The organism is Streptococcus sanguinis (genome assembly GCF_026781265.1).
Classification (GTDB): domain Bacteria; phylum Bacillota; class Bacilli; order Lactobacillales; family Streptococcaceae; genus Streptococcus; species Streptococcus sanguinis_T.
Genome location: NZ_JAKUVC010000002.1, coordinates 301037 through 324190, shown reverse-complemented (window position 1 = coordinate 324190; position 23154 = coordinate 301037). Strand labels below are relative to the sequence as shown.

The 23154-nt window shown below is 40.2% G+C and carries 18 protein-coding genes and 1 other annotated feature; of the genes, 17 read left to right on the top strand and 1 reads right to left on the bottom strand.

The window, feature by feature from the left end; all coding sequences use genetic code 11:
- The first annotated feature begins 15 nt into the window (after positions 1-15).
- The 17 genes from MK370_RS02425 to MK370_RS02345 all read left to right on the top strand — a co-directional run bounded on the left by MK370_RS02425 (position 16) and on the right by MK370_RS02345 (position 21820).
- On the top strand, positions 16-426 hold the full coding sequence (locus tag MK370_RS02425; protein ID WP_268684004.1) for a GNAT family N-acetyltransferase: 411 nt from the start codon (positions 16-18) through the stop codon (positions 424-426).
- A gap of 112 nt (positions 427-538) precedes the next feature.
- Positions 539-1498: an ROK family glucokinase gene (locus MK370_RS02420; RefSeq protein ID WP_268684003.1), complete on the top strand. Its 960-nt coding sequence runs from the start codon at positions 539-541 to the stop codon at positions 1496-1498.
- A gap of 104 nt (positions 1499-1602) precedes the next feature.
- Positions 1603-2442, top strand: a complete 840-nt coding sequence (locus tag MK370_RS02415) for a thymidylate synthase (RefSeq protein ID WP_268684002.1) — start codon at positions 1603-1605, stop codon at positions 2440-2442.
- Positions 2443-2566: 124 nt separating this feature from the next.
- Positions 2567-3079, top strand: coding sequence for a dihydrofolate reductase (locus MK370_RS02410; protein WP_268684001.1), 513 nt, complete (start codon positions 2567-2569; stop codon positions 3077-3079).
- A 224-nt stretch (positions 3080-3303) separates the two neighbouring features.
- Positions 3304-4533, top strand: coding sequence for an ATP-dependent Clp protease ATP-binding subunit ClpX (gene clpX, locus MK370_RS02405; RefSeq protein ID WP_002924853.1), 1230 nt, complete (start codon positions 3304-3306; stop codon positions 4531-4533).
- A gap of 10 nt (positions 4534-4543) precedes the next feature.
- Positions 4544-5131 (top strand): ribosome biogenesis GTP-binding protein YihA/YsxC, encoded by a 588-nt coding sequence (yihA, locus tag MK370_RS02400; RefSeq protein ID WP_268684000.1) that lies wholly within the window; start codon positions 4544-4546, stop codon positions 5129-5131.
- Positions 5132-5278: 147 nt separating this feature from the next.
- Positions 5279-5977, top strand: coding sequence for a glucosaminidase domain-containing protein (locus tag MK370_RS02395; protein WP_268683999.1), 699 nt, complete (start codon positions 5279-5281; stop codon positions 5975-5977).
- 63 nt (positions 5978-6040) lie between these two features.
- Entirely contained in the window at positions 6041-6988 is a 948-nt protein-coding gene (mmuM, locus tag MK370_RS02390; RefSeq protein WP_268683998.1) for a homocysteine S-methyltransferase, read from the top strand.
- 113 nt (positions 6989-7101) lie between these two features.
- Positions 7102-7899: a formate/nitrite transporter family protein gene (locus tag MK370_RS02385; RefSeq protein ID WP_268683997.1), complete on the top strand. Its 798-nt coding sequence runs from the start codon at positions 7102-7104 to the stop codon at positions 7897-7899.
- 788 nt (positions 7900-8687) lie between these two features.
- On the top strand, positions 8688-9404 hold the full coding sequence (locus tag MK370_RS02380; protein WP_268683996.1) for a hypothetical protein: 717 nt from the start codon (positions 8688-8690) through the stop codon (positions 9402-9404).
- Positions 9405-9612: 208 nt separating this feature from the next.
- The gene (locus MK370_RS02375) at positions 9613-10236 is read left to right on the top strand and encodes a hypothetical protein (protein ID WP_268683995.1); all 624 of its coding nucleotides are present in this window, start codon (positions 9613-9615) and stop codon (positions 10234-10236) included.
- Between the two features lie 109 nt (positions 10237-10345).
- Positions 10346-10481 (top strand) — a sequence feature (ribosomal protein L10 leader region).
- A 37-nt stretch (positions 10482-10518) separates the two neighbouring features.
- Positions 10519-11019, top strand: coding sequence for a 50S ribosomal protein L10 (gene rplJ / locus MK370_RS02370; protein ID WP_268683994.1), 501 nt, complete (start codon positions 10519-10521; stop codon positions 11017-11019).
- Positions 11020-11092: 73 nt separating this feature from the next.
- Entirely contained in the window at positions 11093-11461 is a 369-nt protein-coding gene (gene rplL / locus MK370_RS02365; protein ID WP_002900419.1) for a 50S ribosomal protein L7/L12, read from the top strand.
- A 286-nt stretch (positions 11462-11747) separates the two neighbouring features.
- Positions 11748-17312, top strand: coding sequence for a ZmpA/ZmpB/ZmpC family metallo-endopeptidase (locus tag MK370_RS02360; RefSeq protein ID WP_268683993.1), 5565 nt, complete (start codon positions 11748-11750; stop codon positions 17310-17312).
- Between the two features lie 369 nt (positions 17313-17681).
- A complete protein-coding gene (locus tag MK370_RS02355; protein ID WP_268683992.1) occupies positions 17682-19418 on the top strand; it encodes an ABC transporter ATP-binding protein in 1737 nt (578 codons plus the stop codon).
- Between the two features lie 13 nt (positions 19419-19431).
- The gene (locus tag MK370_RS02350; protein WP_268683991.1) at positions 19432-21204 is read left to right on the top strand and encodes an ABC transporter ATP-binding protein; all 1773 of its coding nucleotides are present in this window, start codon (positions 19432-19434) and stop codon (positions 21202-21204) included.
- Between the two features lie 61 nt (positions 21205-21265).
- A complete protein-coding gene (locus MK370_RS02345; RefSeq protein ID WP_268683990.1) occupies positions 21266-21820 on the top strand; it encodes a GNAT family N-acetyltransferase in 555 nt (184 codons plus the stop codon).
- Positions 21821-21882: 62 nt separating this feature from the next.
- Here the strand turns inward: MK370_RS02345 and MK370_RS02340 are convergent, their stop codons facing one another.
- Complete coding sequence (locus MK370_RS02340; RefSeq protein WP_268683989.1) at positions 21883-23037, bottom strand: low temperature requirement protein A; 1155 nt, start codon at positions 23035-23037, stop codon at positions 21883-21885.
- Positions 23038-23154: the final 117 nt, after the last annotated feature.

The window sequence follows — 23154 nt, the reverse complement described above, 5'->3', positions numbered from 1 at the left end:
TAAACGGAGGCATCTATGAAACTAAGATTGGAAAATACCGACTCGAAGAAAACACAAGAACTTGGAAACTTAATCAGGGCTTATAATCAATCTAAGAGGGAGCCATCCAAAAGTGAGCCTCTTAATATCTATGTAGAAGACGAACAAGGAAATCTGCTGGCTGGTATGGCGGCCGAAACTTTTGGAAATTGGCTGGAGATTGAGTATTTGTATGTGAGCGAGGATTTGCGAGGGCAAGGCATAGGTTCAAAAATACTGTGCAAGGTTGAACAGGAAGCTAGAGAAAGGAAATGCAAATATTCATTTGTAGATACGTATCAATTTCAAGCCCCGGATTTTTATAAAAAGCACGGCTATACAGAAGTGTTCGCGTTGAAAGAATACCCCTATACTGGTGAAAGATATTATTATACAAAAGACTTGTGAGTTTACTTTGGGAATAAAGAAGAATTCGATTTTCACTTTTCTTTATGCAAACCTTTTCCTTACTGGAAAAATCTGATATAATGATGATAAATAAAACACAGAGGAGAATATCATGTCGAAAAAAATAATCGGAATTGACCTTGGTGGAACATCTATTAAGTTTGCTATTTTAACCTCAGAGGGCGAAATCCAAGAAAAATGGTCCATTAAAACCAATATTTTGGACGAAGGTAGTCACATTGTAGATGATATGATTGAGTCAATCCTGCATCGTTTGGACTTGCTTCAGCTTTCTGCAGAGGATTTTATCGGGATTGGTATGGGCTCGCCAGGAGTAGTTAACCGTGAGAAAGGGACTGTTATCGGTGCTTACAACCTCAATTGGAAGGCGTTGCAGCCGGTCAAGGATAAGATTGAAAAAGCGACAGGGATTCCTTTCTATATTGACAACGACGCTAACGTTGCTGCTTTGGGTGAACGTTGGATGGGCGCTGGAGAAAACCAGCCTGATGTAGTCTTTATGACACTGGGTACAGGTGTTGGCGGAGGAATTGTTGCAGAAGGCAAGCTCTTGCACGGACTTGCTGGAGCAGCAGGAGAGTTGGGTCACATCACTGTTGACTTTGATCAGCCAATTCAGTGTACTTGTGGCAAGAAAGGCTGCTTGGAGACGGTTGCATCCGCGACTGGTATTGTCAATCTGACTCGCCGCTATGCTGATGAGTATGCTGGTGATGCTGAGCTGAAAAAACTGATCGACAACGGTGAAGATGTCAATGCAAAAGTTGTCTTTGACTTGGCGAAAGAAGGCGATGAGCTGGCTCTGATTGTCTATCGCAATTTTGCTCGTTATTTAGGAATTGCTTGTGCCAATATCGGCTCTATCCTCAACCCATCTACAATCGTTATCGGTGGTGGCGTATCAGCTGCGGGTGATTTCCTACTGGATGGCGTGCGCAAGGTTTATGAAGAAAATAGCTTCCCACAGGTTCGTACTTCAACTAAGTTGGCCTTGGCTACTCTTGGAAATGATGCTGGTGTTATTGGGGCAGCATCATTGGTTTTACAATAATTCAACAAGTTTGCTTTATTTGTTCTCCTGCAGAAAGGTCTGTAGGAGAATTTTTATAGAAAATTTGCTATACTAGAAAAAGCTCACTGAACGAAGGAGAAATCATGGCGTTAGCAGATACAATTTTCAAAGAGAATATTAAAAAAATTCTGGAGCAAGGTGTTTTTTCTGAAAATGCCCGTCCACGCTACAAGGATGGAAATGTAGCTAACTCTAAATATATCACTGGTTCTTTTGCGGAATACGATTTGAGCAAGGGCGAGTTCCCTATTACGACTCTGCGCCCTATTGCCATCAAGTCTGCCATCAAGGAAGTCCTTTGGATTTATCAAGACCAGTCTAATAGTCTGGAACTGCTCAACGACAAGTATAATGTTCACTATTGGAATGACTGGGAAGTTGGCGATACGGGGACTATCGGGCAGCGCTACGGAGCTGTTGTCAAGAAGCATGATATTATCCATAAAATTCTTCAACAGCTGGAAGCCAATCCTTGGAATCGTCGCAATATCATCTCTCTCTGGGATTATGAAGCTTTTGAAGAAACAGATGGCCTACTTCCATGTGCTTTTCAAACCATGTTTGACGTTCGTCGTGTGGAGGGAGAAATTTATCTGGATGCGACTCTGACTCAGCGGTCAAATGATATGTTAGTTGCTCACCATATCAACGCTATGCAGTATGTGGCCCTGCAGATGATGATTGCCAAGCATTTTGGCTGGAAGGTCGGCAAGTTCTTTTACTTTATCAATAACTTGCATATCTATGACAATCAGTTTGAGCAGGCGGCAGAGCTATTGCGTCGGGAACCTAGCTACTGTCAACCTCGACTCGTTTTAAATGTGCCTGATGGGACTAATTTCTTTGATATTAAAGCAGAAGATTTTGACTTGCTTGACTATGACCCCGTTAAACCTCAGCTGAAGTTCGATTTGGCTATTTAACGATTTTGATAAGTGTATGCGAAAACTGCCAACCTCTGCAAAAGTTCTGCTTGAATCATACTTTAAACATGCCTTTTTACAGCAAATTTGATAGAATAGAGTTACTAATACAAAGGATAAAAGGATGACAAAGAAGATTATTGCCATTTGGGCTCAGGCAGAGGATGGTCTGATTGGAAAAGACAAGGTCATGCCTTGGCATCTCCCAGCAGAATTGCATCATTTTAAGGCAACGACGACTGGACATGCTATTTTGATGGGCCGAGTGACCTTTGATGGTCTGCAGCGCCGCGTTTTGCCAAATCGAATCAGCCTGATTTTGAGCAGGGACAAGAACTATCAAGTTGACAATGAAAATGTTTTGCTGTTCAGCAATGTGGAAGATGTTTTGGAATGGTACCACAAGCAGGATAGAAACTTGTATATTATCGGCGGAGCGCAAATTATCAGAGCTTTTGAGCCGTATTTGGAAGAATTGATTCAGACTCAGATTTCTGCTAAGTTGGAAGGAGATACCTATTTCCCTGAGACATTTGACTGGACTCCTTATCAGGAAGTTAGCAGTGAATTTCATACCAAAGATGAAAAGAACCCTTATGATTTTACTATAAAAAGATATCAAAGGAAGGACTCGTAAGAATGGAACGTAGTATTTTTGGTTTTTTTACGGCCTTTTTATGTGTCATTTGTCTTATTTGTTCCGTTCAAACATTTCGGAAAAAGCGGTTTGGACTGGCAGCTTTATTTTTGCTGAATGCTTTTACAAATCTTGTAAATTCCATTCATGCTTTTTATATGACACTTTTTTAACATGTACGAAAGAAAATAAATAGATTTAGAATTTTAGAATTGGAGTAAACAATGCCTACAAGTCGTAATGATGATATGATGGTTTTTTGTTCTTTCTGTGGGAAGAACCAAGATGAGGTGCAGAAGATTATTGCTGGTAACAACGCCTTTATCTGTAATGAATGTGTGGAGTTGGCGCAGGAAATCATCCGTGAAGAGCTAGCCGAGGAAGTACTAGCAGATCTGTCTGAGGTACCAAAACCTCAGGAGCTGCTTAATATCTTGAACCACTATGTTATCGGGCAAGACCGAGCTAAGCGTGCCTTAGCAGTAGCGGTCTATAATCACTACAAGCGTATTAACTACCACGACAGCCGAGAAGAAGAAGATGTGGAACTTCAAAAGTCAAATATTTTGATGATTGGCCCGACCGGGTCAGGTAAGACCTTCCTGGCGCAGACTTTAGCTCGCAGCCTCAATGTGCCTTTCGCCATTGCGGACGCAACAGCTCTGACTGAAGCCGGTTATGTCGGGGAAGATGTGGAAAATATCCTCCTCAAGCTTTTGCAGGCTGCTGACTTTAATATTGAGCGTGCAGAACGCGGCATTATCTATGTCGATGAGATTGATAAAATTGCCAAGAAAGGTGAGAATGTCTCAATTACTCGTGATGTTTCGGGTGAAGGAGTTCAGCAAGCTCTCTTGAAGATTATCGAAGGAACAGTAGCTAGTGTACCGCCGCAAGGTGGACGCAAGCATCCGCAGCAGGAAATGATTCAGGTTGATACCAAGAATATTCTCTTCATTGTTGGCGGTGCTTTTGATGGTATTGAAGAAATTGTAAAACAGCGCTTGGGTGAGAAAATCATTGGTTTCGGTCAGAATAACCGAGCGATTGACGAAGATGGGTCCTATATGCAGGAAATTATCTCAGAAGACGTTCAAAAGTTTGGAATTATTCCTGAGTTGATTGGCCGTTTGCCTGTTTTTGCTGCTCTGGAGCAACTAACAGTTGATGATTTGGTTCGGATTTTGAAAGAGCCTAGAAACGCCCTTATTAAGCAGTATCAGGCACTTCTATCTTATGATGACGTTAAGCTTGAATTTGACGAGGAAGCTCTGCAGGAGATTGCCAATAAAGCGATTGAACGTAAAACAGGTGCTCGCGGTCTTCGTTCTATCATTGAAGAAACTATGATGGATGTCATGTTTGAAGTTCCGAGTCAGGAAAATGTCAAACTTGTCCGTATTACCAAAGAAGCAGTAGATGGAACAGATAAGCCTATTCTAGAAACTGCCTAACGAGGTGCTTATGGAAATCAATACCCACAACGCAGAGATTTTGCTGAGTGCAGCCAATAAATTGCACTACCCTCAAGATGATATTCCAGAGATTGCCTTAGCTGGCCGATCAAACGTCGGAAAATCCAGCTTCATCAATACACTTCTCAATCGTAAAAATTTAGCGAGAACCTCAGGAAAACCTGGAAAAACGCAGCTGCTAAACTTTTTCAACATTGATGACAAGCTGCGTTTTGTTGATGTGCCAGGTTATGGCTATGCCCGTATTTCCAAAAAAGAGCGTGAAAAATGGGGCCGGATGATTGAGGAGTATCTGACCAGTCGTGAAAATCTCAGAGCGGTTGTCAGTCTTGTTGATCTTCGGCATGATCCTAGCTCAGATGATGTGCAAATGTATGAATTTCTGAAATATTATGACATTCCAGTTATTCTAGTAGCGACCAAAGCTGATAAAATTCCTCGCGGAAAATGGAATAAGCACGAGTCAGCCATTAAGAAAAAGCTGGACTTTGACAAAAATGATGATTTCATTCTTTTTTCCTCAGTCACCAAAGATGGCTTAGATGCTTCTTGGGACGCGATTTTGTCAAAAATTTAATAATACGAATTAAATCCAACTCTTTCTCGAGTTGGATTTTTTGAAATAAAACGAAAAATGTCATATACTTGTAAATTATCAATAGTGTTTTTTTAATCTTTAGTATGTTACAATGGTATCATTAACATCTTAATCAGGAGAAGTGCTGTGAAAAAGAGAATTTCAAAAAAAGGTAAGAGAATCCTTTCAGCTTTATTCATCATGACAACAACGATTGCTGTTGGTTTCGTCTTGGCCAAGCATATTAACCCTGCTAGTGCCAATAATAGCGACCAGCAGCCTATGAATCAAACAGACTACTTCATCTCACAAATCGGTGAGCCAGCGCGTCAGTTGGGACAGGATAATGATCTTTATGCCTCTGTTATGATTGCACAGGCTATTTTGGAAAGTGGTTCAGGACAGTCTAGTCTGTCTGGTGAACCTCATTATAACCTTTTCGGTATCAAAGGTCACTATGACGGTCAGTCTGCTAATATGGAGACTTGGGAAGATGATGGAGAGGGAAATGCTTATACCATCAACGATAGCTTCCGTTCATATCCTAGCTATGTAGAGTCTCTGCAAGACTATGTTGCGGTTCTCAAACAGGGGCATTTTGCAGGCGCATGGAAGAGTAATGCACCAACCTATCAGGATGCAACGGCTGCCCTGACTGGTGTCTATGCGACAGATACCAGCTATAATACTAAATTGAATTACATTATTGAAAAATACGATTTGACTCGCTTTGATTCACCACTCTATGAGTCTGGTGCTGGCTATATCGTTTACAATCCTTATCGTCAGCAATACACTACTCAAGATATCTTGGATGTCGATACTGCTTGGGCGAATAGATTTTAATGAAGACGACAGAAAAGAGGGAGACCTCTTTTTATGTTTAATCGTAGATTCTAGGAGTATAGCATGGGAAAATTTAAAGATTTGCTTGACAAGCAAGAAATTATTATTTTAGATGGAGCCTTAGGTACAGAGTTGGAAAGCCGGGATTATGATGTATCTGGTAAGCTTTGGTCCGCTCAATACCTATTAGACCAGCCTCAGATTATTCAAGATGTGCATGAAAGCTATGTGAGAGCTGGCAGTGACATCATCACTACGTCCAGTTATCAGGCCAGTATTCCAGCATTTATAGAGGCAGGACTAACTCCTGAAAAGGGTTATAATCTTTTAAAAGAGACAGTCTTCTTAGCAAGGAGGGCAATCGAAAATGTCTGGCAAGAATTATCTCCTGAAGAGCAAAAGCAGCGACCCTATCCTCTGGTTGCAGGCTCGGTAGGGCCTTATGCTGCCTATTTAGCTGATGGTTCGGAGTATACGGGAGACTACCAGCTGAGCGAGGGAGAATTCCAAGAGTTTCATCAACCGCGTATTCAAGCTTTACTAGAAGCTGGGAGCGACTTGTTGGCTATTGAAACGATTCCAAATGGAGCAGAAGCGGCAGCAATCCTCCGACTTTTAGCTGAGGAATTTCCGCAGGCTGAGGCTTATTTGTCCTTTGTTGCCCAGTCGGAGAATGCTATATCAGATGGCACTAAGATTGAGGAATTAGGAAACTTGGCTCAAGAAAGTCCACAAGTCTTGGCAGTTGGTTTTAATTGTACAGCTCCGCATTTAATTGCTCCATTATTAGATGGGCTTGGACAAGTTTGCAACAAACCTTTTCTGACCTATCCAAACTCTGGCGAAACTTATAATGGCTTGACCAAGACTTGGCATGATGATCCAGAGCAGGAGCGAAGCTTGCTGGAAAATAGTAAACTTTGGCAAGAGCAAGGAGTGCGACTTTTTGGCGGTTGCTGTCGAACACGGCCAGAAGATATTGCTCAGTTAGCAAAAGGATTTAAGGGTTGAAAATAGATTTTCAATCCTTTTTTAGAAAATTTAAAAAGGTTCTCGAAAACGCTATCAAAAGAAAGAACTTTGTGATATACTATACATAGTTTACATTAATAGGAGATTTTTTTATGCCTGAATCGACATTTATCCCTAAAATTGAAGCAGCTTGCCGCAAGAAAGAAGCTTTGTTTGATACAAGCAAGGCCAAGTACGCTGTTCGTTCCATCTTTGCTGGAGCTTTCCTAACCTTTAGTACTGGTGCTGGAGCCATTGCGGCAGATTTGACGAATAAGATCGTTCCAGGAACTGGGCGTTTTCTCTTTCCTTTCATCTTTGCTTGGGGATTGGCTTACATTGTCTTTCTAAATGCAGAATTGGTGACTTCCAACATGATGTTTCTGACTGCTGGTACCTTTTTGAAGAAGATTGACTGGAAAAAAGCCTTGATGATTTTGCTTTATTGTACATTTTTCAATCTGATTGGCGCCTTGATTGCCGGCTGGCTCTTTGCTAACTCGGCTGCTTATGCTGGGCTTAGCAAAGGTAGTTTCATTTCTGGTGTTGTGCAGATGAAGCTTGCTCGATCTAATGAGTTGATTCTGCTCGAGGGAGTCTTGGCAAATATCTTTGTTAATATCGCTATTCTTTCCTTCGTTTTGGTCAAGGATAGTACAGCTAAGCTCTTCTTAGTTATATCAGCTATTTATATGTTTGTATTCTTGACTAACGAACACTTGGCAGCCAACTTTGCTTCCTTCGCTATCGTGAAATTCAGCTCAGCAGCAGCGGAAGTACAAAATTTTGGTATTGGAAATATCCTACGCCACTGGGGCGTAACCTTTATCGGTAACCTCATCGGTGGTGGCCTACTCATAGGTTTGCCATACGCTTGGTTTAATAAGGAAGAAAGTAATTATGTGGACTGACAAAAAAGGATTTTCGAATCCTTTTTTTGATGTCTCCTTAAATAAATAGAACCTTGTGGACAAATTTGATATCCCATTGTTATTTGTTTGTGATAAGCTACTTTACAATCATCAATCTCTTTACAGAGCAGTTTGTTGGAAGTTAATCAAATAGCTAGAGGAATGAGATGAAATTCCTCTAGTTTTTTATTTGACATTTGTAAAACTTTCTAAACACGAACTATAAAATTATAACACAATTAAAAGTTCGTATTTATCTACCAAATTGATTTACAAAATAATCAAAGTAATCTATAATAGGATGCAGGTTAATATGTTATAAAAGGAGATGTATGTAAAGAGTATAAAGATTTAGGAGATAGATTTCATATCCGTTACTATCATAGAAATAAATAGTTATTTTGTATTAGATAATGATGTTTATACTGATGATGTTAGCATGATTGCACGGACGCATTTTGTAGAATAGTAGATAACCAAGGGAGATGTTTACATATCATAAAAGTACAGCCAAGAATTCAAGGAACCCCTTGTTCGTTTACATGATTCATGTAAGCTATTCTCGGAATTAGTCAAAGAGTATGGCAACTCTAATCAGACAAATTATAAATGGATAAAACCCTGTGAAAAACCTGCTGGTAAGAATTCTATCAGTCTTTTCCTGCACCAAGTTCAAGAAATGCTTAAGGAAATGACCAAGATGAAGGAGGAGATAATGGAATAAAATCACAAGGATAAACCATGGTTTTTCAAACAATGGGATGATGGCTAAGGAAAAGGAGAAGGTTATGAAGAAATTTTTAAAAATATTCATTATAATTTTAGGAGGTTTAGTAATGATGACAAATTTGTTCGGTTGTGATAAAAATAGCCGAGCTCATGTGGAAAGTCAGTTTGTTGATTTAGAAAAGATTTATTCTACTGCAAATGTTTCGGACTTGTTTAAATTTTATCCAAAAGGATTTGAAATTATTTATACAGTTTCAAATTTTGACGAGACTGGGAAAGATGTTCAATATTCTATAAATGTTTCAGGGAATCCTATTGATAAATCCATTAAAGGATTTATTGAAAAAAAAACTGGACAGTTTTTTGAAGATGATACAACTAGTGAGATTGAGTACAAACACAATATTCAATATTCTGCTCAAGGGTGGGAGAGTTTAGATTCAGGTTATTTTATGGAGGAAGAAGCCAAAAACATCACTTTTCTCTTTCAATCCAATGTTTTTTCTGAAAAAATATTGGCCGGCTATAAATTGATTAATAGTCGATATACCCCTGAAGTTCCTGCCTATCATTTGGCATATTATTTGGATGAGGAATTAGCAAAAAAGAATCACTTGGATTCATCTTGGAGAAATCAAAATGAAAATTTTGTTCTTTCGTTTACCAGAAATATCAGTGATGATAGAAAATATGTTCAAGTTAATATGTCCACTTCGCGTTCCCTAAAATCAGAAACTATAATAAATGAATACAGAGAGGTGAATGATAATAAGTAGTGAATTGACAGCGTATGTGTTGCGCTTAACTTACCCAGTGGAAAATGCTTAAGTTTGTTAAATTAATTTGGTATATTATACAAACAAAAGAAGATGTTATGAATAAGAACACTGTTCAGGCGCCAGATGGAAACAAGTTTAAATACACAAGAGGGGGAATGCGATATAAAAGGAGGTAAAGAATTGAGTTTAGGAGGAACTGAGGGAAGTGGGAAAAAAATTTAAGTTTTCTCCGCTAAAAGCTAGAATTTTGATGATGATTGGTCCAATGTTGAGCCTCCTTCCCTTTGGCTTTGTTTTGTTTGTTTCTATTTATGCTACTGTGAGTTTCGGATTTTCATTTTGGTTGAAATTGATTCGTGAAACTTTTATGGGGTTTGTTCTTTGGATGTTGTTCGATTCAATGTTCGGAATACTTATCTATCGAATGATAAAAGGCAATCTTCGTATTAGTAGGAATGTGCGAGAATTGAAAGATTCTTACCCTGAGCTTGAGGAGGACTGGCAAAATCTTAATGATGCGGACTGCCTTGATAAACGTTTGAAAGTTTTGGTTTATGGCGATCATCTCATTTGTTACAGGACATTTGATATTGCCTACCTGCCAGAATGTTCTAAGATAGATGCATTTATGAAGATGTATCGTTTAGGTAGTCGTCATAAGGTGAGACGAGTTCATTTTTCTGCATGGTATCTTGATGGCAGTGAATCTGAACTCCGTACAAATGAGTTTCGAAGGTTTGTTGAAATGAATCAGAATGCTCATAAAGATGCCTTATTTGATTATTTAAGAGAGAACTTTGATTATATTGAACTCGAAACTTTCGAGTGAAGGAAATAAGTAGATATTAATCAAGTAAGAGATTTGCAGAAAATAATGACTAAATTTAAAAAGATTGTATAAAAAGCTTGCAATCTTTTTTTCTTTTGCTATAATTATCAATGGTTTGAAAAAACTGCCTAAGACAGTAGGGGAGCTCGACTCATAAAGATCCTACCGAGGACAAAACGTATCATTTAAAAAGAAGCGTATTGTACTTTCGTGTCTAGGTTTGGGCGCGTTTTTCTTTTGGAAAATTCCCCAAGCAAAATAATTACGGAGGTGAAACACTAAATGAGTGAAGCTATTATTGCTAAAAAAGCGGAACTGGTTGACGCAGTTGCTGAGAAAATGAAAGCTGCTGCATCTATCGTCGTTGTTGACGCTCGTGGTTTGACTGTTGAGCAAGATACCGTTCTTCGTCGTGAGCTTCGTGGAAGCGAAGTTGAGTACAAAGTTATCAAAAACTCAATCTTGCGTCGTGCAGCTGAAAAAGCTGGACTTGAAGACTTGGCATCTGTTTTTGTTGGACCATCTGCAGTAGCATTTTCTAACGAAGATGTTATCGCACCAGCGAAAATCATGAACGACTTTGCTAAGAACGCTGATGCACTTGAAATCAAAGGTGGTGCAATCGAAGGCGCTGTCGCATCAAAAGAAGAGATTCTTGCACTTGCAACTCTTCCAAACCGCGAAGGACTTCTTTCTATGCTCCTTTCTGTACTTCAAGCGCCAGTTCGCAACGTTGCACTTGCTGTCAAAGCAGTTGCAGACAACAAAGAAGACGCAGCTTAATCTTAAGCTACGCAGCGTAGCCTAGCTACGAAAAAAATATTATAAATTTAAAAATTATTTGGAGGAAATAACAATGGCATTGAACATTGAAAACATTATTGCTGAAATTAAAGAAGCTTCAATCCTTGAATTGAACGACCTTGTAAAAGCTATCGAAGAAGAATTTGGTGTAACTGCAGCTGCTCCTGTAGCTGTAGCTGCTGCTGGTGCTGGTGAAGCTGCCGCTGCTAAAGATTCATTCGATATCGAATTGACTGCTGCTGGCGACAAGAAAGTCGGCGTTATCAAAGTTGTACGTGAAATCACTGGTCTTGGCCTTAAAGAAGCTAAAGAACTTGTTGATGGTGCACCAAACGTTATCAAAGAAGGCGTTGCTGCAGCAGAAGCTGAAGAACTTAAAGCTAAATTGGAAGAAGCTGGTGCTTCAGTTACTCTTAAGTAATAGAGTTTCCAATCATAGGAATCAACCAAGTCGAAAGACTTGGTTTTTTGTACCTAAAATTTTTTCTTTTATGTTAAAACGCTAACAAAAAATAGGATTGTATGATATAATTTAGACAGATTATTGCGATTTTGGAGATATTATGAATAAGATAAAAGTTATATGAGATTGTTGATTAGGGAATTTTTGTTAGGGGATTTAGATGAATGAATGCAATGGCTCACTGTTGCACCTTCTCTGGTTAAAGGATTTGTTATTCTTTTTAGAATAATTTGAAAGGGATTTTATGAAAAGGTTTTTTGGGGAGAAGCAAACTCGGTTTGCTTTTAGGAAATTAGCTGTCGGGCTTGTTTCGGCTGCTATTTCTAGTTTGTTTTTTGGTTCTTTCGTTGGAGTTGACTCTGTTCAAGCGCAGGAGAAGTTGAATGTACACTATAAATACGTGACAGATACTGAAATAACTCCGCAAGAAAAGGAGTTGATTGTAAGTGGATTTCCTAAAATGTCAGAAGGAAACGAGGAGACTTACTATCTTGTCTACAGGTTAAACTCAAATACTGGAGCAAAAACCTTACCGAATACAGGCGACAGCAACAATTCCAATACAATGATGACGGCCGGTCTCTTAACGACGATAGGATTGGTTGTTTTTGTTGTGTCAAAAAGAAAGGTTAAAAGCAAGTTCCTATTGACTGTGTTGGTGGGTGCTGGTGTCGGAGGAGGTTTGATACTATCTGTCGATGCGTTGGAAAATGGGATCTTGCTGCAGTATAATGCCGAATATCAAGTGTCAGCTGGGGAAAGTCTGCCGTCACCAGGTGAAATCTCGGGCTATACCTATGTTGGCTACATAAAAGATGAATCGATTAAAAAATTATTAGGTAATAAGATTCCTGCTCATCAGCAGAATGCTAATCTAGATAAAGAAGTTTTAAACCAAAATAAGAAGCTAGATTATTCTGTTTCTTTCGATAAGAATGGACTAAAAAATCAAACGTTTAGCGTCAATACAATTGAGCCTCAAGATGAAGTCTTGTCTGGCCGAGTAGCTAAGCCGGAACTATTATATAAAGAAAAGACAATTGAAACTGAGATAGCCTTTGGAGAACAAATACAAGAGAATCCTGATTTAGCTGAAGGTACTGTAAGAGTAAAACAAGAAGGCAAATCAGGCCGTAAAATCGAAGTCGTTCGAATTTTTACTGTAGATAATGCGGAAGTTTCTAGAGAGGTTCTTTCGACTAAAATAGAGGAAGCGACTCCTAGAATAGTAGAAAAAGGGACTAAAAAGATTGAAGCGCCAAGTGAAAAACCAGTGGGTACTAACTTGGTCACTCCCGAGCAAGTCGCTCCCTTACCAGAATACACAGGCGTCCAATCCGGCGCAATCGTTGAGCCTGAGCAGGTGGCTTCATTGCCTGATTATTCAGGTACATTATCTGGAGCCATAGTTGAGCCTGAACAAATTGAACCGGAGGTTGGAGGTGTCCAATCCGGTGCGATAGTCGAACCCGATCAAGTTACACCATTACCGGAATACACAGGAACTCAATCCGGTGCGGTGGTCGCTCCCGAGCAAGTCGCTCCCTTACCAGAGTACACAGGAGTTCAAGCAGGTTCAGTAGTGTCACCTGAACAAGTGACTCCCTTACCAGAGTATACGGGAACTCAAGAAGGTGCTATCGTTGAGCCTGAACAAGTTTCTTCCTTGCCAGAATATACAGAAACCCAATCCGGTGCGGTAGTCGAACCTGAGCAAGTGACTCCTTTACCAGAATATACAGGGGTTCAAGCAGGAGCAATTGTTGAACCTGAACAAGTTTCTTCATTACCTGAATACACAGGAACTCAAGCTGGAGCCATAGTTGAGCCTGAGCAGGTAGAGCCTCCGCAAGAGTATACCGGAAACATCGAACCAGCAGTGCCAGAAGCGGAAAATCCTGCTGAAAAAGCTGAGGAGCCTAAAGAGCAGAAGCAAGAACCTGAAAAGAATATCGAGTTAAGAAATGTATCTGATGTGGAGTTGTATAGTCTAACTGATGGAAAATACAAACAGCACGTTTCTCTGGATACCATTCCAAGCAATCATGAGAATTATTTTGTGAAAGTGAAATCATCTAAATTTAAAGATGTTTTCTTGCCGATTTCTTCAATAGTCGATAGCACGAAAGATGGCCAACCGGTTTATAAAATTACAGCAAGTGCTGAAAAATTAAAACAGGACGTTGACAATAAGTACGAGGACAATTTTACTTTCTATCTAGCTAAAAAGGCTGAGAAAGAAGTCACAAACTTTACTTCCTTTAGTAACTTGGTTCAAGCTATAAATAATGATCTCGGTGGAACTTATTATTTAGGTGCTAGTCTGAATGCCAATGAGGTTGAACTAGAAAATGGCGCTAGCAGTTATATAAAGGGCAGATTTACTGGTAAGCTCTTTGGCAGCAAGGACGGAAAAAATTATGCTATTTATAATTTGAAGAAGCCTTTATTTGACACATTGAGCGCTGCTACTGTAGAAAATCTGACTCTTAAAGATGTAAATATCTCAGGGAAAACTGATATTGGTGCCCTTGCAAATGAAGCGAATAATGCAACAAGGATTAACAATGTCCATGTAGACGGTGTTTTGGCTGGCGAAAGTGGCATTGGTGGCTTGGTGTGGAAGGCTGATAATTCTAAGATTACGAACAGCAGTTTCAAGGGAAGAATTATCAACTCCTATGAAACGAGGTCTCCATACAATATCGGTGGATTAGTAGGTCAACTGACTGGAATCAACGCAGTAGTTGATAAGTCAAAAGCTACGATTGCCATCTCATCCAATGCGGATAGCACAAACCAAACTGTCGGCGGCCTTGCAGGTCTTGTCGAGAAGAATGCGCTTATCAGCAATAGTTATGCCGAGGGCAACATTAATAATGTGAAACGCTTTGGAAGCGTTGCTGGTGTGGCTGGCTATTTGTGGGATAGAGACTCTAACGAAGAGAGACATGCTGGAAGATTGCATAACGTTCTTAGCGATGTCAACGTTATGAACGGGAATGCGATTAGTGGTTATCACTATCGAGGAATGAGAATAACTGACTCATATAGTAACAAAGATAACAGAGTCTACAAAGTGACTCTTGAAAAGGATGAGGTTGTCACAAAGGAATCGCTCGAAGAGAGAGGAACAATCCTCAATGCTTCTCAAATCGCAAGTAAGAAATCTGAAATTAACTCTCTTTCTGTACCGACAGTCGAAACCTTGCTAACTAGCACTAATAAAGAAAGTGATTTTTCTAAGGTTAAAGACTATCAAGCCAGTCGAGCATTAGCGTATAAGAATATAGAAAAATTACTGCCGTTTTATAATAAGGCAACCATTGTCAAATACGGTAATCTGGTAAAAGAAGATAGCGCCTTGTTTGAAAAAGAAGTCTTATCTGCAGTCATAATGAAGGATAATGAAGTAATTACAGATATTGCTTCGCATAAAGAGGTGGCTAACAAGCTCTTGCTACACTATAAGGATCATTCATCTGAAACACTAGATCTCACCTACCAATCTGACTTTAGTAAGTTAGCAGAATATCGCGTGGGCGATACAGGTCTCATCTATACGCCAAATCAATTCTTGCATAGTCATAGTTCGATCATCAATGAAGTTTTGCCTGATTTGAAAGCAGTCGATTATCAGTCAGAGTCTATCAGAAACACCTTAGGTATTTCTTCAGGCGTTTCACTGACGGAATTATACTTAGAAGAGCAGTTTGCCAAAACCAAGGAAAATCTAGCAAATACACTGGAAAAACTGTTGTCTGCTGATGCAGTCATTGCCAGCGAAAATCAAACGATTAATGGTTACGTCGTAGATAAAATCAAACGAAATAAGGAAGCTTTGCTTCTAGGTTTGACCTATTTAGAGCGCTGGTACAACTTTAACTATGGTGACGTGAATGTCAAAGACTTAGTCATGTACCACATGGATTTCTTTGGTAAGGGTAACGTATCACCTCTAGATACAATCATTGAATTAGGTAAATCTGGCTTTAACAATCTTCTGGCCAAGAACAACGTAGATGCCTATAGCATCAGCCTTGCAAACAATAATGCTACAAAAGATTTATTCAGCACGCTGGCTAATTACCGAGAGGTATTTTTACCAAACAAAACAAATAATCAATGGTTCAAAGAGCAAACCAAGGCTTATATCGTTGAAGAAAAATCAGCTATTGATGAAGTGAGGGTCAAACAAAAGCAGGTTGGCAGCAAGTATTCTATCGGGGTGTATGATCGAATTACCAGCAACACTTGGAAATACCGAAATATGGTCCTTCCTTTGCTGACAATGCCTGAAAGATCGATCTTTGTCATATCGACTATATCCAGTCTTGGATTTGGCGCCTATGACAGATATAGAAATAATGAGCATAGAGCAGGGGCAGAACTCAATAAGTTTGTTGAGGATAATGCCCAAGAAACCGCAAAACGCCAACGCGACCATTATGACTATTGGTATAGAATATTAGACGAGCAGGGTCGTGAAAAGCTCTATCGGAACATCTTGCTTTATGATGCCTATAAGTTTGGAGATGATACTACTGTCGGCAAGGCTACAGCTGAGGCGCAATTTGACAGTGCTAATCCAGCTATGAAATACTTCTTTGGACCGGTTGGAAACAAGGTCGTACACAATAAGCATGGAGCTTATGCTACTGGTGACGGTGTTTACTACATGGGCTATCGTATGCTGGACAAGGACGGAGCCATTACCTATACCCATGAAATGACGCATGATTCTGATAATGAGATCTATTTAGGCGGATATGGAAGGAGAAGCGGTCTTGGTCCAGAATTCTTCGCCAAGGGCTTGTTGCAAGCACCGGACCATCCAGATGATGCGACCATCACGGTCAACTCAATTCTCAAATATGATAAGAATGATGCAACTGAAAAATCTCGTTTGCAGGTCCTGGATCCAACTGAACGTTTCCAAAATGCGGATGATCTGAAAAATTATGTTCACAACATGTTTGATGTCATTTATATGTTGGAGTACCTAGAAGGGATGTCAATCGTTAACCGTCTATCTGATGTACAGAAAGTGAGTGCTCTGAGGAAGATTGAGAATAAATATGTCCGAGATGCTGATGGAAATGATGTTTACGCAACCAATGTGATAAAAAATATTACAATGGCGGATGCACAAAAATTAAACTCATTCGACAGTCTCATTGAAAATGATATTCTTTCAGCGCGTGAATACAAAAATGGTGACGTTGAAAGAAATGGCTACCATACGATTAAACTCTTCTCTCCGATTTATTCTGCATTAAGCAGTGAAAAAGGAACTCCTGGAGATCTTATGGGAAGGCGTATGGCTTATGAGCTTCTGGCAGCCAAAGGCTTCAAAGATGGTATGGTCCCTTATATCTCTAATCAGTATGAAGATGATGCTAAGCAAAACGGGAAAACAATCAGTATCTATGGTAAGACCAGAGGTCTGGTAACAGATGACTTGGTTTTACGCAAGGTCTTCAATGGTCAGTTTAATAATTGGACTGAGTTTAAGAAGGCTATGTATGAAGAACGTAAAAACAAGTTTGACAGCCTGAACAAGGTCACATTTGATGATACGAGACAACCATGGACAAGTTATGCTACTAAGACTATAAGTACTGTAGAAGAGTTGCAAACCTTGATGGATGAAGCAGTTCTCAAAGATGCAAATGATAATTGGTATTCTTGGAGCGGCTATAAACCAGAACATGACAGCTCTGTCCACAAGCTTAAAAAAGCAGTCTTCAAAGCTTACCTCGATCAGACTAAAGATTTCAGAACATCAATCTTTGAAAACCAGAAGTGATTGGTTTGAGTATGTCAACTAGTCTGCAAAGTTGCAAGTCTGAAATGTTAGGGCAGAGATTGAATTACTCTTAGACTCAGACCTTCTTGCAGATAAGAAATGACGAACCTAGTGAAAACTAGGTTTGTTTTTCTACATAAGTCAAGCAATTAAAACTGTAGCTCCTCTGCTTTCATGTAGTTTGTTATTGACAGTCATTTATGGGGCTGATAATAAGCAGAAAAAAGTCTGAAATGACCTTTACCCTCCTTCATATTTTTGTTATAATATTCATATTAAAGCGTGCATTTGCGCGCTCTTTTCTGTGTTTAGAAAGCACTTGGGTGCTTTAGAGTGAGTTATTTTTGAATAGATGGTGAAGGAGGACTTATGTTGTACATTTGGTCTTATTTGAAGAGATATCCTAAGTGGCTGGTCTTGGACTTTGTTGCGGCAATCTTTTTTGTAATCGTCAATCTAGGTCTGCCAACGGTGCTGGCTCGAATGATTGATGAAGGAATCAATCCTAAGCAGACAGACCGGCTCTTTTTCTGGGCTTGGGTCATGTTTGGTGTCATTGTCTTAGGAGTGCTTGGGCGAATTGTTCTGGCTTATGCGGCTGGGAAGCTAACGACGACCATGGTGCAGGACATGCGCAATGATCTCTATGCTAAGCTGCAAGAGTATTCTCATCATGAGTATGAGCAAATTGGTGTATCCTCTTTAGTCACACGCTTGACTTCGGATGCTTTTGTACTCATGCAGTTTGCAGAGCAAACCCTGAAAATGGGTGTCATTACTCCCATGATGATGCTGTCCAGTATTCTCATGATTTTTCTGACTAGTCCGTCTTTAGCCTGGATTGTAGCTGTTTCAGTGCCTTTCTTGGCAGTCGTGGTCATTTATGTAGCGATTAAAACCAAGCCCCTGTCTGAAAAGCAGCAGAAGACCCTTGATAAGATTAATCAGTATGTGAGGGAAAATCTGACTGGTCTACGCGTTATTCGAGCTTTTGCAAGAGAGGAATTTCAAGAGAAGCGTTTTGCTGATGAAAATGAGGTCTATGCACAAAACTCCAATAAGCTCTTTAAGCTGACCGGTCTGACAGAGCCACTCTTTGTGCAGATTATTATTGCGATGATTGTGGCCATTGTCTGGTTTGCCCTAGATCCTTTGCGGGATGGAAGTCTTGAAATCGGGAATCTTGTTGCCTTTATCGAATATAGCTTTCACGCGCTGCTGTCCTTCCTCTTCTTGGCCAATCTCTTTACCATGTATCCTCGGACGGCGGTATCGAGCCAGCGGCTCAAGGAAGTCATGGACATGCCCATTTCAATTAATCCTAATGAATACGGTATAACCGAGACAGATACGCAGGGTTATCTGGAGTTTGACAATGTAACCTTCGCTTATCCAGGTGAGACGGAGAGTCCTGTATTGCATAATATTTCCTTCAAGGCCAAGCCAGGTGAGACTATTGCCTTTATCGGCTCTACTGGTTCTGGTAAGTCTACACTGGTACAGTTGATTCCGCGCTTTTACGATGTAACACTAGGTAAGATTTTAGTTGATGGTGTGGACGTCCGTGAGTACAATCTGAAGGCACTGCGTCAGAAGATTGGCTTTATTCCGCAGAAGGCTCTGCTATTTACCGGAACCATCGCAGCGAACCTACGCTATGGTAAGGAAGAAGCTAGCCAAGAGGAGCTGAGTCAGGCGGCCGAGGTTGCTCAAGCCAAGGACTTTATTGAGAGCAGGGAAGAGCGTTTTGAGACTCATCTGGCTGAGGGAGGCAGCAATTTATCCGGAGGGCAGAAACAGCGGCTCTCTATCGCCCGTGCGGTAGTCAAAAAGCCTGATATTTATATCTTCGACGACTCATTTTCTGCTCTGGATTACAAGACGGATGCAGTACTTCGTCGTCGTCTCAAAGAAGTGACAGGTCAGGCAACGGTGCTGATTGTAGCCCAGCGGGTGGGAACCATCATGGACGCTGACCAAATTATTGTTCTGGATCAGGGTGAAATCGTTGGACGCGGGAAGCATGAAGAGCTGATGGAAACCAATGATATCTATCGTGAAATTGCGGATTCGCAGCTGAAAAATCAAGCCTTGACAGAGGAATAGAAAGGAGACTGACATGAAAAACACATCTAGTTTTGCTCGTTTGTGGAGCTACCTAAAAGTTTATAAATTTGCAGTCGCCTTTGCGATTTTCCTCAAAATCATCAGCGTCGTTATGAGTGTCGTCGAGCCCTTTGTCTTAGGTCTAGCCATTACTGAACTGACAAATAATTTGCTGGATATGGCTAAAGGTGTGGCTGGTGCCCAGATTAATGTGTCCTATGTCGGCTGGGTCATGGTCTTGTATTTTGTGCGAGCGATTTTTTATGAAATCGGTTCTTACTATTCTAATTACTTTATGACCAATGCAGTACAGGCTACCATTCGTGACTTGCGAGATGAACTTAGTCATAAGATTAATCGTATTCCCGTTTCTTACTTTGATAAGCACCAATTTGGTGACTTGCTGGGGCGTTTTACCAGCGATGTCGAAGCTGTGTCCAATGCCTTGCAGCAGTCCTTTCTGCAGGTTATCAACGCAGTCTTTACTCTAATCTTGGTCATCGTCATGGTATTAGTACTCAATCTGCAGTTGGGTATCATTGTGGTAATTTCGATTCCGATTACCTACCTCAGTGCTCGCTTTATCGTGAAGAAATCCCAGCCTTACTTTAAACAGCAGGCAGATGCACTGGGAGCTATGAATGGCTTTGTTCAGGAAAATCTGACAGGCTTTAATATTTTGAAGCTCTATGTCAGAGAAGAAAGCTCCCAGGAGGATTTTCGTCAAATTACGCAAAATCTGCAGAAAGTAGGTTTTAAAGCCAGCTTTATCTCTGGTTTGATGATGCCTGTTTTGAATGTTATTTCAGATCTGACCTACCTCTTGCTGGCTCTGCTGGGCGGTCTTCAGGTTATCGCTGGGCGCTTGACAGTCGGGAATATGCAAGCCTTTGTTCAGTATGTCTGGCAGATTAATCAGCCCATTCAAAACCTGACTCAGTTAGCTGGTCAGCTGCAGAGTGCCAAGTCTTCTTTAGACCGGATTTTCCAAGTTCTGGACGAAGCAGATGAAGTAAATGATAGGACAGAAAAGCTGGATCAAGATCTGACAGGTCAGGTTAGCTTCAAGGATGTGGACTTCCAGTATGTGGCAGATAAGCCGCTTATTCGGAATTTCAATCTGGAAGTCAAACCTGGAGAGATGGTGGCTATTGTTGGTCCGACTGGTGCTGGTAAAACCACGCTGATTAACTTGCTCATGCGTTTCTACGATGTGACTAGAGGTGCGATTACAGTTGATGGGCATGACATACGTCATCTGTCCCGTCAGGACTACCGGAAACAGTTTGGTATGGTGCTGCAGGATGCCTGGCTTTATGAGGGGACTATCAAGGAAAATCTTCGCTTTGGCAATCTGCAAGCCACTGATGAAGAAATTGTAGAAGCGGCCAAGGCGGCTAATGTGGACCACTTTATTCGGACCTTGCCAGGCGGCTACAATATGGAAATGAACCAAGAATCCAGCAATATCTCGCTGGGGCAGAAGCAGTTGCTTACGATTGCGAGGGCTCTTTTGGCCAATCCTAAGATTCTGATTTTGGATGAAGCGACCTCATCTGTCGATACACGGCTGGAGCTCTTGATTCAGAAAGCTATGAAAACACTCATGCAGGGTCGGACCAGTTTTGTCATTGCTCACCGACTGTCGACCATTCAGGAAGCAGATAAGATTTTGGTGCTCAAGGATGGTCAGATTATCGAACAAGGCAATCATGAGAGTCTCTTGGCTGATAAAGGATTTTATTATGACCTTTATCAGAGTCAATTTTCTAAAAAAGCGGAATAAGCTTGATAATGCTTGCTAAATATTTTGACAACTGCTAGAATATAAGCAAAGTGAGGTAGCAATGTCTTTAACGAGTCAAATTATTACAGCAGAATTTCATGATTTGGATAAGGTTGAGACCTTAAACCGCGAGGCTTTTCCTGTAGAGGAAAGGGTTCCTATCAGCGAATTTCTTCGTTATACAAACGATAAACGTTCTCTTTTCTTTGCCTTCTACAATGAGGAAGAATTTGTTGGTTTTGCATTTGCAGTTTATAATGAAAAAATGTTCTATGTCAGCTTCTTTGCGATTATGCCGCACCTTCGCAGCCATGGCTATGGGGGAGAAATTATTCATAAACTGACAGAGTTTTATCAAAAAACTATGGTTCTAGAGGTAGAACGTGTCGATGAAGAATGTGACAATCTAGAGCAACGTCAAGCACGTATGGACTTCTATAAGCATAACGGCTTCCGAACGACCAATGCCTTTCTGGAATATGAAGGATTAAGCTTTGAAATCCTGTATTTGGGACATCATTTTGATGAGGAGGCTTATCGAGATATTTTCCATATGCTGCAAGAGAAGAACTTCTTTGAATTCGAAATTAAGTACAGAAGATTTAGCGATGTGTAAAGATTGCTAAATGATTTATAGCCATTTTTAAAAGGTTGAGATAAGATGTCTCAACCTTTTTGCTATGAAAAATCTCTTTTATTTTGTTTTGGATCAGGATGCACGATATTGTATTTCTCACGCATTAAGCGTCGGTAGCGCATACCTGTCTGCTGCATCAAAAAAGTCGAAATGACTAAGGATAGGCCTAGCAGAAAAAGCTTATGGCGTAGGATATAGAATAAGAAGCAAGAAATAAACAAGATAAGAGAGTACTGACTAATCAGCTTTTTATCAATCTGGTAGAAGTCGTGATTGTACCAAGAAGTTGCCAAAGTCCCGATAAAAAAGGCCGCAATGGAAAAGATAAAGAAATAAGTGCCTAATTCATGATGAGTTTTATTCGCAATGAACTGGAGACCAATAGTAAGAAACATGAGACTCAGTATGATAATCAAATGCGCATAGTGGAGCAGAAGCGGTGAAGCATTTTGATGGTGATTAACATTGATAAAGGTCTGGATAATATAAAAGACAAAGAGAAAACCTAAACCGAGAAAGAAGGCAACGCCTTCCAAAGGATAGTGAGTGAGGGGATAGGTACGGATAATGGTAACTACAGATTCGCCAAAAGTAAGGATTGTCAAAAGCTGCTTGCGCTCCAAAAAGTGAGCGAAATTGAAGCGATCTGTGAAAAGTTCTTTTCTAAAAAAGAGGGGCAAAATCAGAGGAAGATAGTAGACTGGAAACACAGAAAGGGAAAAAGGAATCAGAGTGGTTGCTAGTGGCAGAAGAGCTATAGAATAAATAAGCAAGAAGCTGATATGAAACTTCATGACTCGATTAAATCCTAGTTTTCGTCCCTTGAGATAATATTGGAGGGCAATGGTCAGGTAAGCTAGTATCAGAAAACTATTAAAGGCGATAACGATTAGCTGGTTATTGGCAAGGACTTCTAAATCAAAATTGATGTTGAGAGCCAGATTTCCTACCCAGAGCATAAGAAAAATCACAGAGTAAATGTCAATCATGCGCGAGTCACCGTATTTGTTGTAGTAATAAGCTTCATTACCCCAAATGCTAATCATGACAATGTTGATAGTAATAAAGGCCACGATTTGCTGCCAGTTTAAAGGCTCAATATGGATGGCAGAAGTCATTTGACTAATGGCTAAGACAAAAGATAAGTCAAAAAATAGTTCGTAGTTGGATACGCGTTTCGAAACAATCTTGGACATAGATCCTCCTATAAATAATTAGAAAAATTAAGCGAAGTCAATATAAAATAGACAAAGAGATAGGTAAGCTCTTTCTAACTTTTCTTCTCTTAGTATAACATAAAGAAGCCGCTCAAG